At 72.4% G+C, this 13,207-nt stretch carries 11 protein-coding genes; 1 reads left to right on the top strand and 10 read right to left on the bottom strand.

The window, feature by feature from the left end; translation table 11 throughout:
• Positions 1-75: 75 nt before the first annotated feature.
• From EWV39_RS10990 to dapB, 9 genes are all read right to left on the bottom strand, one after another.
• On the bottom strand, positions 76-297 hold the full coding sequence (locus tag EWV39_RS10990) for a DUF3046 domain-containing protein (RefSeq protein ID WP_129659936.1): 222 nt from the start codon (positions 295-297) through the stop codon (positions 76-78).
• A gap of 120 nt (positions 298-417) precedes the next feature.
• Positions 418-870, bottom strand: coding sequence for a helix-turn-helix domain-containing protein (locus EWV39_RS10985; RefSeq protein ID WP_129659934.1), 453 nt, complete (start codon positions 868-870; stop codon positions 418-420).
• A 253-nt stretch (positions 871-1,123) separates the two neighbouring features.
• A complete protein-coding gene (locus EWV39_RS10980) occupies positions 1,124-1,618 on the bottom strand; it encodes a CinA family protein (RefSeq protein WP_129659931.1) in 495 nt (164 codons plus the stop codon).
• Positions 1,615-2,214 (bottom strand): CDP-diacylglycerol--glycerol-3-phosphate 3-phosphatidyltransferase, encoded by a 600-nt coding sequence (gene pgsA / locus EWV39_RS10975; RefSeq protein WP_129659928.1) that lies wholly within the window; start codon positions 2,212-2,214, stop codon positions 1,615-1,617. The genes EWV39_RS10980 and pgsA overlap by 4 nt, the downstream gene beginning before the upstream one ends.
• A 35-nt stretch (positions 2,215-2,249) precedes the next feature.
• Positions 2,250-5,447, bottom strand: coding sequence for a DNA translocase FtsK (locus EWV39_RS10970; RefSeq protein WP_129659925.1), 3,198 nt, complete (start codon positions 5,445-5,447; stop codon positions 2,250-2,252).
• 97 nt (positions 5,448-5,544) lie between these two features.
• Positions 5,545-7,251, bottom strand: coding sequence for a ribonuclease J (locus EWV39_RS10965; RefSeq protein ID WP_129659922.1), 1,707 nt, complete (start codon positions 7,249-7,251; stop codon positions 5,545-5,547).
• Positions 7,252-7,310: 59 nt separating this feature from the next.
• Positions 7,311-8,240: a 4-hydroxy-tetrahydrodipicolinate synthase gene (gene dapA / locus EWV39_RS10960; protein ID WP_129659919.1), complete on the bottom strand. Its 930-nt coding sequence runs from the start codon at positions 8,238-8,240 to the stop codon at positions 7,311-7,313.
• Between the two features lie 24 nt (positions 8,241-8,264).
• Positions 8,265-8,879, bottom strand: coding sequence for a hypothetical protein (locus EWV39_RS10955; protein ID WP_129659916.1), 615 nt, complete (start codon positions 8,877-8,879; stop codon positions 8,265-8,267).
• 3 nt (positions 8,880-8,882) lie between these two features.
• Positions 8,883-9,638 (bottom strand): 4-hydroxy-tetrahydrodipicolinate reductase, encoded by a 756-nt coding sequence (gene dapB / locus EWV39_RS10950; protein ID WP_129659913.1) that lies wholly within the window; start codon positions 9,636-9,638, stop codon positions 8,883-8,885.
• Positions 9,639-9,823: 185 nt separating this feature from the next.
• Here dapB and EWV39_RS10945 point away from each other — a divergent pair, with 185 nt between their 5' ends.
• A complete protein-coding gene (locus tag EWV39_RS10945) occupies positions 9,824-11,746 on the top strand; it encodes an acyltransferase family protein (protein ID WP_165313289.1) in 1,923 nt (640 codons plus the stop codon).
• 28 nt (positions 11,747-11,774) lie between these two features.
• Here the strand turns inward: EWV39_RS10945 and EWV39_RS10940 are convergent, their stop codons facing one another.
• The gene (locus tag EWV39_RS10940) at positions 11,775-13,109 is read right to left on the bottom strand and encodes a M16 family metallopeptidase (RefSeq protein ID WP_129659907.1); all 1,335 of its coding nucleotides are present in this window, start codon (positions 13,107-13,109) and stop codon (positions 11,775-11,777) included.
• Positions 13,110-13,207 lie beyond the last annotated feature (98 nt).

Below are 13,207 nucleotides of genomic sequence, written 5' to 3'. Positions count from 1 at the left end.
TGTACCGCACTTCGAACATATTTTCGAAGGTTCGGGGGAAAGTTTTTCCCGCCGGACGAACCTCAGCCGAGGGGGTCAGCGGGGCTCCCCCGGGTCCACCCCGAGCCACTTCGACTCGGGCAGCTCGTGCTGGGCGCAGACAGCCTGCCAGACCGCCAGGGGTGGGGCCCCCTCCTCGAGGGCCTCCCGCGCGGTCCGATTCCCCACCGCGTCGAGCACCGTCTGGTCCGCGACCACGCTGGCGTACCCGCGGCCGAACTCCTCGTCCATGCTCCGCCAGAACTCCGAGAGCTTCATCCGAGGTCCCCTCCCCTGTGCATCCTGCTCCTTAACGCGCGAGGGCCCGCGCCCGCGACCTGAGGAGGTCGGATCGGGAGCGGGCCCGGCGGCGCCGTGGGGGGCGCCGCTCGCCGATGTTTACTGTCCGGCCACCGAGCGGCCGCGGGCCGCCGGCAGGTCCTCGGCGCTGACGGCGGAGGTCCCGTACTCGCGACGGAACTCCTCGGCCAGCTCGTTGGGAACGGTGTCCGGGACCTGCATGCCCTCGGCCTCCGCGAGCCGTTCGGAGACCTCGCGGAGCATCTGGGACATGGGGACGTCGAGGGCGGAGCAGATCGAGGCCAGCAGCTCGGAGGATGCCTCCTTCTGGCCGCGCTCCACCTCGCTCAGGTAGCCGAGGGACACGCGGGCGCTGTGCGAGACCTCGCGCAGCGTGCGGCCCTGACGCTGACGGACGTCGCGCAGCACCTCTCCGATCTCGTGGCGCAGGACGATCATCCGGGGCTCCTGGTGCTCGGGCGCGGAATGGTCAGCCTGTCCCACGTCCTTCCAACGGACGACACCGTTCACGGACACGGGTTGCTTCGTCATCTTGATGCCAATCTCCCTGGTAGACACATGCGCCCTTCCGGGCGTTGCGATGTACTCAAAGCCTAGCCGGGTCGGTTCAGACCCTCTACGCATATGACGATTCTTTCCTTCGGCGTCCGGATGGACCCCTGCAGGTTCTTTTCCGAACCGTCACAGCCATTCCAACGGATGATCCTGTGAGTTCATTCCCGCGAGCCCGGCCAAGCGCCTGGGAGAAGACTGGCAATCAGCCGAGCACGAGGTCACGGGGCGGTCACGCGGCGTCGTCGCGCCCGCCCAGCTCCTCGAGGAGCATCCCCAGGGCCCGCCGCACGGTCTGCGAGCGGATCGAGGCGCGGTCGCCCTCCAGGTCCAGCTCGAGGACCCGCTCCGTCCCGGGGCCGGCGAGGCCCAGGTAGACCCGGCCCACCGGCTTCCCGTCGTGCGGGTCCGGGCCGGCGACGCCCGTCGTCGAGACCCCGTAGCCGGCGCCGCAGGCGGACCGGGCCCCCTCGGCCATGGCCAGGGCGACGTCGGGGTCCACCGAGCCCCGGCTGGCGAGCAGCGCGCCGTCGACCCCCAGCAGCCCCTGCTTGACCGAGTTCGCGTAGGAGACGACGCCGCCGAGGTAGACGGCGGAGGCCCCCGGGACCTCGCACACGGTCGCGGCGAGCATGCCGGCGGTCAGAGACTCGGCCGTGGCCAGGCTCGTCCCGCGATCGCCCAGGAGGCGGACGAGCTCCTCGGGGCGGGGACCCGCCGCGCTCACCGTCCGTGCTCGCGGAGGTAGCCGCGCCGCAGCGCGATGGCCTTGACGACGTAGTCAACGCCGGTCACCACGGTGACCACCAGCGCCGCCCCGACCACGATCCAGCCGGGCACCAGCGCCCAGGTGCCGAGCGCCCCGAGCGGCAGCAGCATCAGGACCAGCGCCACGGTCTGCAGCACGGTCTTGAGCTTGCCGCCCTTCGACGCCGCCATCACCCCGTAGCGGATGACGACGAAGCGCATCACGGTGATGCCCCACTCCCGGACCAGGATCACGATCGTGACCCACCACCACAGCTCGCCGAGCATCGACAGGACCACGAAGGCCGCACCGGTGAGCAGCTTATCCGCGATGGGATCCGCGATCTTGCCGTAGTCGGTGATCAGGTTGCGGGACCGGGCGATGTCGCCGTCCAGCTTGTCGGTGTACATCGCCAGCCCGAAGACGACGACGGCGGTCCACCGCATCGCCATCGAGTCGCCCCCGAAGGGCCCGCCCGCCCAGAGGAACCAGACGAAGAAGGGGACCATCACGATCCGGACGGTGGTCAGCACGTTCGGCAGGTTCAGGTTGGAGGGCTTCTGCTCCGGGCTCATGGCGGCTCCTTCGGTGCGTGGCGGGCGGCGGGAGTCTAGCGACCGGTCAGCTGCCAGGCGTCCTCCCCGCCGGAGGAGTCCGCGTCGTCGTAGTAGTCGGCGACGGGCTCCTGGGACGATTCTCCCACGGTTTCCTGCGGCGCGGTCTCAGCCGGGGCCGCCGCGGCGGGCGGCTCCTCGCCGCGGATGCGGGCCAGCGCGGCGGGCAGCTGGTCCGGGGCCACCAGGACGTCGCGCGCCTTGGAGCCCTCCGAGGGCCCGACGATCTCGCGGGACTCCAGCAGGTCCATCAGCCGGCCCGCCTTGGCGAAGCCGACGCGCAGCTTCCGCTGCAGCATCGACGTCGAGCCGAACTGGGTGTTGACCACCAGCTCGGTGGCCTGCAGGAGCACGTCCAGGTCGTCCCCGATGTCCTCGTCGATCTGCTTCTTGGGCTGCTCCTGGACCACGTCCGCCCGGTAGCTGACGGGCATCTGCTGCTTGACGTGCTGGACCACCTCGTGGATCTCCGACTCGGAGACCCAGGCGCCCTGCACGCGCATCGGCTTGGAGGCGCCCATCGGCAGGAAAAGCGCGTCGCCCTGGCCGATCAGCTTCTCCGCTCCCGCCTGGTCCAGGACCACGCGGGAGTCGGTGACCGAGGAGGTCGCGAACGCCATCCGCGAGGGGACGTTGGCCTTGATGAGGCCGGTGACGACGTCGACCGAGGGCCGCTGGGTCGCCAGCACCAGGTGGATGCCGGCCGCGCGCGCCAGCTGCGTGATGCGCACGATGGCGTCCTCGACGTCGCGCGGGGCGACCATCATGAGGTCCGCGAGCTCGTCCACGATCACCAGCAGGTACGGGTAGGGGCGGATGGTCCGCTTGGAGCCCGGCTCCGGCTGGACCTTGCCCTCGCGCACTGCCTTGTTGAAGTCGTCGATGTGCTTGAAGCCGTAGTGCGAGAGGTCGTCGTAGCGGGCGTCCATCTCGCGGACCACCCACTGCAGCGCCTCGGAGGCCTTCTTGGGATTGGTGATGATCGGCGTGATCAGGTGCGGGACGCCCTCGTAGGCGGTCAGCTCCACGCGCTTGGGGTCGACCATGACCAGGCGCACCTCGTCCGGCGTCGAGCGCATGAGGATCGAGGTGATCATGGAGTTGACGAAGGAGGACTTGCCCGCGCCGGTCGCGCCGGCGACCAGCATGTGCGGCATCTTGGCCAGGTTGGCCACCACGTACCCGCCCTCGACGTCCTTGCCGACGCCCATGACCATCGGGTGGGTCGAGGCGTGGGCCTTGGAGGAGCGCAGGACGTCGCCCAGGGAGACCGTCTCGCGGTCGGTGTTGGGGATCTCGATGCCGATCGCGGACTTTCCGGGGATCGGCGAGAGGATGCGCACGTCGGCGCTGGCCACGGCGTAGGAGATGTTCTTGCTCAGCGCCGTGACGCGCTCGACCTTGGTGCCCGAGCCGAGCTCGATCTCGTAGCGGGTCACCGTGGGGCCGCGGGAGAAGCCGGTGACCTCGGCGTCGACGTTGAACTGCTGCAGCACGTCCGTGAGCGACTGGACGACGGCGTCGTTGACCTCGGAGCGCTCCTTGGCCGGCGGGCCCTGCGTGAGCACCCGCTGGTTCGGCAGGGAGTACGCCGTGGTCGCCAGGGCCGCCTCGCGGGCAGCGCCCGGCTGGGGCTGGGCGTGGGGCATCGACACGGCGCCCGGCGCGGTGCCGGCCGGGCCCGCGTCCAGCACCTCGGTCTCCTGCGCGTCCTCGCCCTCCACCAGCGGCGAGACGCCGCGGTGGGGATCCTCGACGGGGGCGGATCCGGCCGGGCCGGAGCCCACGAGGGCCTCGCCGGAGGCGGGGGCCGGTGCGGAGGCGCTGCCCGAGGCGGAGGCACTGCCCGAGGCGGAGGCACTGTCCGAGGCGGGGGCGGGGGTCCCGGAGGCTGCGGGGGCCGACGGGGCGGCGCCGCCAGCCGCCTCGGGGGCGGAGGCGGTGGAGGCGGCTCCCGCGGCCGAGCCGGCGGCCGCACCCGCGGCGCCGGCCACGGCACCAGCCGCACCCGCCGCAGTGGAGCCCCCTGCCTCGGCGGCGCGATCCGGCTCCTCGCCGGTCTCCTGGCGCGGCTCGACCCCCCGGGCCCGGTTGAACTTGCCGAGGTCGAACAGCTCGGACTTCCGGCGCCCCTTCCGGTCCTCGCCGCGGGAGCCCTGCGCGGCGGAGCTCTGGTCGAACAGCCGCGTCCGGGCGTCGTCCCCTCCCCCGCTCGGGGCGGCGGCGTCCTCGGCCGGGGCGATGGGACCGGTCTCCTCCTCGAGGAGGGCGCGGGTGAACGCCTCGTCGCCGGTGTAGGAGTCGAGCTCCTTCTTGGCCTTCTCCTTCTTCCGGCGCCCGAACAGGCCGCGCTTGCGGGGGGCCACCGGGGCGGAGTCGGAGGAGTAGGTCTCCTCGAGGTAGCTGCGGTCGTGCGCCCCTTGCGCGCCGGAGGCCGCGCCCGAGGCGGGCTTCTCGCCCATCAGCCGGGCGAAGGCGCCGCGGAGCCGGGGGACGATCTGCCGCACGGGGGTGGCCGTGACGATCAGGACGGAGACGAGCAGCAGCAGGATGTGGAGCACGACGGCGCCCGGCCCGGTGATCAGCTTGGCGACGGTCCCCCCGGCCAGCAGGCCGACGATGCCGCCCCCGCCGCGGATCGCCCCGAGACCGTCCCCGATGGCCGGGGAGCCGGCGGCGAGGTCGAACAGCGAGGAGCCCGCGATGGTCATCAGCATCAGGCCGATGGCGATCCGGTTGTTGGCCCCCATCTCGGTGGGGTGCCGGAAGGCGCGGATCGCGAATCCGCCCAGCAGGACGGGGGCCGCGAGCGCCATCAGGCCGAAGGTCCCGGCGGCGACGGCGTGCCACGCCTGCGCGGGCCAGGCCGCGGCCTGTACGCCGACGGCGGCGAAGTTCCACCACTCGACGGCCGCGGTGATCAGCGCGAGGATCAGCATGAGCAGGGCGCCGCCGTCGCGGCGCTCCTCGGGCCGGATCTCGGTGCGCAGAGTGCCCATGCGGCGGATCGCGCCGCCGACCACGTGGGCGACGCCCAGCCAGGCGCCGACGACCACCCGGACCAGCCAGGGGGGCTGCTCGGGTGAGCGCGCGGGCGCCGAGGACGACCGGCGGGTGGACTTGCTGGATCCGCCCGTCTTACGGCCCGATGCGGAGGCGCCCTTCTTGGAAGTGGGGGAAGTTCGAGTCGCCATATCACTCAAGGGTACTTGATACGGCAACGGGCCCGGGAGACGGCGACGGTGAAGTGCGCCATCCCCCGGGCCCGCGCCCGAGCGACCCGTAGAGGGCCTACTTCTCGCGCTTCGACTCCACGACCACGGGGATGATCATGGGCTTGCGGCGCAGCTTGCGCCCGACCCACTGCCCCATGGTGCGGCGCACCACCTGCTGCAGCTGGTGAGCGGTGGGCTTCTTCCCCGATGACTCCTTCAGGGCCTCCTCGACCGCGTCGGAGATCTTGGGGATGATCGAGGAGAAGACCGAGTCGGACTCGGCGACGCCGCGGGTGTGGATGTCCGGGCCCGCGATGACGCGCCGGGCCTGGCGGTCGATGACCGTGACGATGGAGACGAAGCCCTCCTCGCCCAGCGTCCGGCGGTCCCGCAGGTCGGTGTCGGTGATCTCGCCGACGGACTTGCCGTCCACGTAGATGTACCCGCACTCCACCGCGCCCACGATCTTCGCCTGGTGGTCCTTCATGTCCACGACGATGCCGCTCTCGCCGAGCAGCACGTTCTCCTCGGGCACGCCGGTCTCCACCGCGAGCTTGCCGTTGGCCAGCAGGTGCCGGACCTCGCCGTGCACCGGCATGACGTAGCCGGGCTCGAGGATGTTGTAGCAGTACAGCAGCTCGCCCGCAGCGGCGTGGCCGGAGACGTGGACCTTGGCGTTGCCCTTGTGGACGACGTTGGCGCCCAGCTTCAGCAGTCCGTTGATGATCCGGAAGACGCTGTTCTCGTTGCCGGGGATCAGGGACGAGGCCAGGATGATCGTGTCGTCCGGCTCGATCTGGATCTGGTGGTCGCCCGAGGCCATCCGGGACAGGGCGGCCATCGGCTCGCCCTGGGAGCCGGTGCACATCAGGACCACCTGATCGTCGCGGTAGTCGCCGACCTTCTTGAGGTCGATCAGGATGTTCTTCGGCACCTGCAGGTAGCCGAGCTTCTCCGCGATGGACATGTTCCGGACCATCGAGCGGCCCACCAGCGCCACCTTGCGGCCGTGCTCGGCCGCGGCGTCGATGACCTGCTGCACGCGGTGCACGTGCGAGGAGAAGGAGGCCACGATGATCCGCTTGGGCGAATCGCGCATGACGCTGGAGAGCACCCCGCCGATGTTCTTCTCGGTGGGCGTGAAGCCGGGGACCTCGGCGTTGGTGGAGTCGGGCAGGAACAGGTCCACGCCCTCCTCGCCCAGCCGGGCGAAGTGCCGCAGGTCGGTCAGGCGGCCGTCCAGCGGCAGCTGGTCCATCTTGAAGTCGCCGGTGTGCAGCACGTTCCCGGCCTGGGTGCGGATGAAGACCGCGAGCGCGTCCGGGATGGAGTGGTTGACCGCGACGAACTCGCACTCGAAGGGGGCGAGGTCCTCGACGTCGCCCTCCACCACGGCCAGGCTGCGGCTGCGGATGCGGTGCTCCTGGAGCTTGGCCTCCACCAGCGCCAGCGTGAGCTGGGAGCCGATGAGGGGGATGTCCGGGCGGCGCTTGAGCAGGTACGGCACGGCCCCGATGTGGTCCTCGTGGCCGTGGGTCAGCACCATGCCGACGACGTCGTCCAGGCGGTCCAGCACGTAGTTCAGGTCGGGGAGGATCAGGTCCACCCCGGGCTGGGTCTCCTCGGGGAAGAGCACCCCGCAGTCGACGATCAGCAGCTTGCCGTTGAGCTCGTAGACCGTCATGTTGCGGCCCACTTCGCCCAGCCCGCCGAGCGGGATCACCCGGAGGGTGTTGCGCCCGAGCTTGGGAGGCTTGGGCAGGTCGTATTGGATCTGGGTCACGGGACCCCTTTCTGTGAGAGGGCCCGGCCGCCTCAGTGGCGGCCGGGCCCGATGTCTCTCTAGCTGATGGTCGAGGCGATCACCGAGGCCTCCAGATCGGAGCGGATCAGCGCCAGCTCCTCATCCGTCGGCTTCACGTGGGGCAGGCGCACCTCGTCGGATGCGAGCCGTCCCTGCCACTTGAGAATCGTCTTGGCGGCCACCGCGCCCGGGGCGCGGGTCATGGTCGCCTTGGCCACCGGGTGCAGCTCCCGGTGCAGCCTGCGGGCCTCGTCGAGATCGCCCGCCACGGCGGCGTCGATCATGCCGCGGAACTGCTCGGGGGCGACGTGGGTGGTCACTCCCACCAGGCCGACGGCCCCGACCGAGAGCCAGGGCAGCGTGAGCCCGTCGTCGCCGGAGTAGTACTGCAGGTCCGTGCGGGACATGACCTCGGTGCCGGCCGCGAGGTCCGCCTTGGCGTCCTTCACGGCCACGATGTTCGGGTGCTCCGCGAGCTCCACGAGGGTCTCCGGGGCGATGGGGATGCCGGCCCGGCCGGGGATGTCGTAGAGCATCACCGGGGTCTCGGCGGCGTCCGCGACCGCCCGGAAGTGCGCCAGCAGGCCCGTCTGAGTGGGCTTGTTGTAGTACGGGGTCACGACGAGCAGCCCGTCCACCCCGACCTTCTCCGCCAGCTCGGTCAGGTGCAGCGTGTGCGCGGTGTCGTTGGAGCCGACGCCGGCGACGATCTTGGCCCGGTCCCCCACGGCGTCCTTGACGACCTGGAAGACGCGGGCATTCTCCTCGTCGGTCATGGTCGAGTACTCGCCGGTGGTGCCGCAGACGACGAGTCCGTCGTTGCCGCGCTCCACGAGCTCGACCGCGAGCTTCGCGGTCGCCTCCTCGTCCACGGACCGGTCCTCTGCGAACGGGGTGACCATGGCCGTCAGCAGACGGCCGAAGATGGGCTCTGTGGCGGAACGGTTTCCGAACGTAGTCTCAGACATACAGCCCAGGGTACCGCACATCCATCATTTCTCCCCGTCGAACAGGGCATGCGGCGTCCGCCCGCGCCAGATCCCGACGGCGTCGCGCATGGACCTGCGCGCGCGCTTGCGGTCCCCCGAGGCATCGTAGGCCAGGGAGAGCCGGAACCAGCGGCGCCAGTCCTCCGGGTCCTCCTCGACCTCGCGGCGGTAGGCGGCGAACTCGGCGTCGGCCGCCTCCCGGTCCACCCGGCCCGAGTCGGTGCGCGGGAGCCGGTCCTCGGGCAGCCCGCCCTCCTCCTCCAGGCGCCCGGCCAGCTGCTGCACGCGCACGCCGAAGAGCACCTCGCGGATCAGCGCCCACGCGCCGACCGCCGGGAGGATGACCATGCCGATCCCCAGCAGCGAGGGGATCCAGCCGCCGACCAGCAGCAGGAGGATCCCGCGCTGGGCGGTGACGCCGAGGTAGAGCACCAGCAGGGCGATCGTGATCGCCGCGAAGGTCCGGCCCTTCCGGGTCGAGTCCACGAAGACGAAGACCGCACTGAAGGCGAGGATGACGAGGAGGAACAGCCGGGTGCCGGAGGGCAGCGGCAGCAGCCACACCGTGACCGCCGCCAGGACGGCCACCACGGCCGTGAAGATGCGCAGCGACCTCACCCTTCAGTCCAGGTCGAGATAGCCGTCGAGGCCGTGGGTCAGGCCCGGGGCGGAGCCCACGCGGCGGACGCCCAGGAGCACGCCGGGCATGAAGGAGACGCGGTCGAAGGAGTCGTGGCGGATCGAGAGCTGCTGGCCGGTGTCGCCCAGCAGGATCTCCTCGTGCGCCACCAGGCCGCGCAGGCGCACCGCGTGGACGTGGACGTCGTCGATCACGGCGCCGCGGGCGCCCTCGGGATCCGACTCCGTGGCGTCCGGGCTGGGCCCGAGGCCGGCCGCCCGCCGGGACTCCGCGATCTGCTGCGCGGTGTGCCGGGCCGTGCCGGAGGGCGCGTCCAGCTTGTTCGGGTGGTGCAGCTCGATGACCTCGACCGACTCGAAGTACCGGGACGCCGCGGCGGCGAACTTGCCCGCCAGCACCGCCCCGATCGCGAAGTTCGGCGCGATCAGCACGCCGACGCCGGGGTGCTCCCCCAGCAGCGCGCGCAGCCGCTCCAGCTTGGCCTCGTCCCACCCCGTGGTCCCCACCACGGCGTGCATCCCGTGCTCGACGGCGTAGCGGACGTTGGCCTCGCTCGCGGCGGGCACGGTGAGGTCCACAACGACCTCGGCGCCCGAGCCCTCGAGGGACTCGATCGCGTCGCCCGAGCCGAGGGCCGCCACGAGGTCCATGTCGGCGGCGGAGTTGATGGCTTCGACGGCCTCCGAGCCCATGCGGCCGGCGGCGCCCAGGACGGCTACCTTGATCACGTCAGTCATGGTCCCCACCTTAGCGGGTGAGCGCGACACAACCGGTCAGCACGAGGTCATCGAGACGCTCGCCACGGCCCCGGCTCGGTACGATGGACGGCAGCGCCCGCGACCCGGCCGCGCGCCGGCCCGCCCGCGCACGGCCGACCGCCCGGGTCGCCGAACGTCTCACGCGCCGAGGAACCACCGCGTCCATGCCCAGTCCCACCCCCTTCAGCAGCGCCGTCGCCCCGCACGACGGCGACCCACGCTTCAGGCTGCGCGGGCTGGACGGCCTGCGGGCGCTGGCCGTGGCCGGCGTCGTGCTCTTCCACCTGTGGCCGGGGGGCCTGCCGGGCGGGCTGATCGGCGTCGACGTCTTCTTCGTCATCTCCGGCTACCTGATCACCGCGCTGCTGCTGCGCGAGGCGGCCTACACCGATCGGATGCGCCTGCCCCAGTTCTGGATGCGGCGGCTGCGGCGGCTCGTGCCGGCCATGCTCGTGTGCGTGGCCGCCTGCGCGGGGCTGGCCGCGCTGCTCGGCGGGGACGCGCTCGCCGGGATGCCGCGGCAGATCCTCTCCGCCCTGACCTACACCACCAACTGGACCGGCATCGCCTCGGAGCACGACTACTTCCGGCAGACCTCGCCGGAGCTGTTCACCAACTTCTGGTCGATCGCGGTGGAGGAGCAGTTCTACCTCCTGTGGCCTGTGGTCCTCGTCCTGACCTGCATGCTGGTGGTCACCTGGCGGGGGCGCCGGCGCGTGCCGGCCGCGCTGGCCGCAGCCTCCATCCTGGCGATGGCCGTGGTCCTCTGGGCCACCGGCGACGCGACCCGGGTCTACTACGGCCTGGACACCCACGCCTTCGGCCTCATGCTGGGAGCCGCGCTGGCGCTGAGCATCCCGTGGAGCATGTACCCGCCGTCCTCCGAGGCGGCCCTGCCGAACCGCCCCGGGGCGGCCAACGCGGGACGGATCCTGCTGGGATGGCTCAGCCTCGCGCTGCTCGTCCCGGCCGCGCTGCTGCTCTCCGAGGCGCAGCCCCGGATCCTCTTCCCGTGGGGGCTGCTCGCGGCCTCGCTGCTGGCCCTGGGGGTCATCCAGTGCCTGCTGCCGGACGTGCGCGGCATCGGGGCCGAGGGACTGCGGAGGCTGCTCTCGATCCGGCCGCTGGCGTGGGTCGGTGCCCGCTCCTACGGGATCTACCTGTGGCACTGGCCCCTGTGGGCGCTCGCGCACTACGCGATGCCGGGGGCGGCTCCTGCGGTGCGCGGCGTCCTGGTGCTGGCGGTGACCGTGGCCGTCGCCGCGGCCTCGTACCGCTGGGTCGAGAACCCCGTGCGGCGGCGCGGGTTCGGCGGGGCGCTGGCGGATCTGCTGGGCGGCCTGCGCCGGCCCGGGCGATGCCAGGCGGCGACGGCCCTCGCGCTGACGGCGGGGCTGCTGGGGATCGCCGGGACCGCGGCGGCGTGGGTCAACGCGCCGTCGATGACGGAGGCCCAGCGCGTGGTGGCCGAGGGCGCGGAGTCGGTCGCCCGGGGCGGCGGGGGCGGGGCCTCCTCGGAGCCGCCGGCCGGGGACGGCTCCCCGGCGGAAGGCCCTGAGGCCTACGTCCCCTCGCCCGGCGGCGAGGACGTGACCGTGGTCGGCGACTCGGTGACGCTCGCCGCCGCCCCGGCGCTGGAGGCGGCGCTGCCCGGGGCGACGGTCGACGCCGAGGTCTCCCGCGACGTGCCGGCGGGTCTGGAGGCGCTCGAGCGGCGCCGCGACGCCGGTCGGCTCGGCCGGATCGTGGTCGTCTCCCTGTCCACCAACTCCGAGATGACGCGGGAGCAGATCGACCGGCTCCTCGACGTCGCCGAGGACGGCCGGATGCGCCAGGTCGTGCTGGTCACGGGGCAGGCTCCCCCTTCCCTGGCGTGGGTCGGGGCCTCGAACGCGGCCGTGCGGGACGCCGTCGGCGGCTCCGACCGCCTCGTGCTGGCCGACTGGGCGGCCGCCAGCGACGGACGCCCGGACCTGCTGGTCTCCGACGGCGTGCACCCGCAGCCGGCGGGCCAGGAGCTGTACGCGCGCACGGTGGCCGACGCCGTGGGGCAGGCCAAGTCGGAGCTCCAGGCCGCGTCCGGTTGACCGCGGGCGGCCACGGGGCGCCCCTCCCTCAGGCCCCGACGACCGTCAGCACGGTCTCGCGCGAGACGAGGTCGGCGGCGAGCTCGCGGACCTCCGCCGCCGTGACGGCCCGCAGGGAGGCCAGCAGCTCGTCGAGGTCGGTGAAGTGGCCCGTGTCCAGCTCGGAGCGGCCGAGCCGGGACATCCGGGAGCCGACGTCCTCGCTGCCCATCACGGTGGCCCCGCCCAGCTGGCCGGTCACCTTCGCCAGCTCGGCCGGGGGCATCTCCGTCTCCGCCAGCCGCTCGAGCTCGGCCCGCATCAGGTCGGTCACCAGGCCCACCTTCTCCGGGGTGCAGCCGGCGTACATGCCGAAGTAGCCGGCGTCGGAGTAGGAGCCCGCGAAGGAGAAGGTGTTGTAGGCCAGCCCGCGCCGCTCCCGGATCTCCTGGAACAGCCGCGAGGACATCCCGCCGCCCAGGGCCGCGTTGAGCACCGACATCGCGAAGCGGCGCTCGTGCCCCGCGATCAGCCCGGTGGTGCCGAGGATGACGTTGGCCTGCTCGAAGGTGCGGCTGACCCGGTGCTCCCCGAAGTCGGGGGTCAGCGGGGAGGGGCGGCGCTCCCGGCGGGGGCGCGGCGTCGTGCCCTCGCTCAGGTCCCAGCCGGCCCGCTCGAGCGCGTCGAGGACCAGCTCCACCATCTCCTGGTGCTCCAGCCCGCCGGCCGCGGAGATGACCAGGCGGTCCGGGGTGTAGTGGCGCCGGTAGTGCTCCCACACGGCGTCGCGCTCCACCGCGGTGATCTCGGCGGGGGTCCCGCCGATCGGACGGCCTAGCGGGTGGCGGCCCATGACCTGGCCCGTGAAGCTCTCGAAGGCGACGTCGGTGGGGTCGTCGAGGTCCATCGCGATCTCCTCGAGGATCACCCCGCGCTCCTGCTCGAGCTCGGAGGGCTCCAGGACCGCAGAGGTCACCATGTCGGCGATGACGCTCACGGCCATCGGCACGTCCTCGGCGAGGACGCGGGCGTAGTAGCAGGTGTGCTCCTTGGCCGTGAGCGCGTTAGACTCCCCGCCGACGGCGTCGAAGGCCTCGGCGATGTCCAGCGCCGTGCGGCTCGCGGTGCCCTTGAAGAGCAGGTGCTCGAGGAAGTGGGTCGAGCCCAGCATCCCCGGCTCCTCGTCCCGGGAGCCGACGCCGATCCAGAAGCCCAGCGCGACGCTGCGCTGGCTCGGCATGCGCTCGGTCACCACGCGCACGCCGCCGGGCAGCACCGAGCGGCGGACGTCGTTGCCGACCTCCCCGGAGAAGACGAGGCGGCCGGTGCGGTAGTCGAGCTCCTCGGTCAGGCGCTGCGGGTCGAGGGGAAGGTCGTAGGGCATGGGGATGCTTCAGCTTTCGGGAGGTGGGCGGGAAGGGCGGGTGGGCCGGGCAGCGGCGGCCCGGAGCGGCGGAGGACGCGGGAGGGCGGGCCGGGCCC

The sequence above is a fragment of the Rothia halotolerans genome (assembly GCF_004136635.1).
Lineage (GTDB): Bacteria > Actinomycetota > Actinomycetes > Actinomycetales > Micrococcaceae > Rothia > Rothia halotolerans.
The sequence above is the reverse complement of the archived record's forward strand: the minus strand, read 5'-3'. Positions and strand labels throughout refer to the sequence as shown.

Excerpts from the sequence above, each read along its gene's own strand:
- EWV39_RS10990 (WP_129659936.1), bottom strand. The coding sequence starts at position 297 with ATGAAGCTCTCGGAGTTCTGGCGGAGCATGGACGAGGAGTTCGGCCGC.
- EWV39_RS10985 (WP_129659934.1), bottom strand. The coding sequence starts at position 870 with ATGACGAAGCAACCCGTGTCCGTGAACGGTGTCGTCCGTTGGAAGGAC.
- pgsA (WP_129659928.1), bottom strand. The coding sequence starts at position 2,214 with ATGAGCCCGGAGCAGAAGCCCTCCAACCTGAACCTGCCGAACGTGCTG.
- EWV39_RS10970 (WP_129659925.1), bottom strand. The coding sequence starts at position 5,447 with ATGGCGACTCGAACTTCCCCCACTTCCAAGAAGGGCGCCTCCGCATCG.
- dapA (WP_129659919.1), bottom strand. The coding sequence starts at position 8,240 with ATGTCTGAGACTACGTTCGGAAACCGTTCCGCCACAGAGCCCATCTTC.
- dapB (WP_129659913.1), bottom strand. The coding sequence starts at position 9,638 with ATGACTGACGTGATCAAGGTAGCCGTCCTGGGCGCCGCCGGCCGCATG.
- EWV39_RS10945 (WP_165313289.1), top strand. The coding sequence starts at position 9,824 with ATGCCCAGTCCCACCCCCTTCAGCAGCGCCGTCGCCCCGCACGACGGC.
- EWV39_RS10940 (WP_129659907.1), bottom strand. The coding sequence starts at position 13,109 with ATGCCCTACGACCTTCCCCTCGACCCGCAGCGCCTGACCGAGGAGCTC.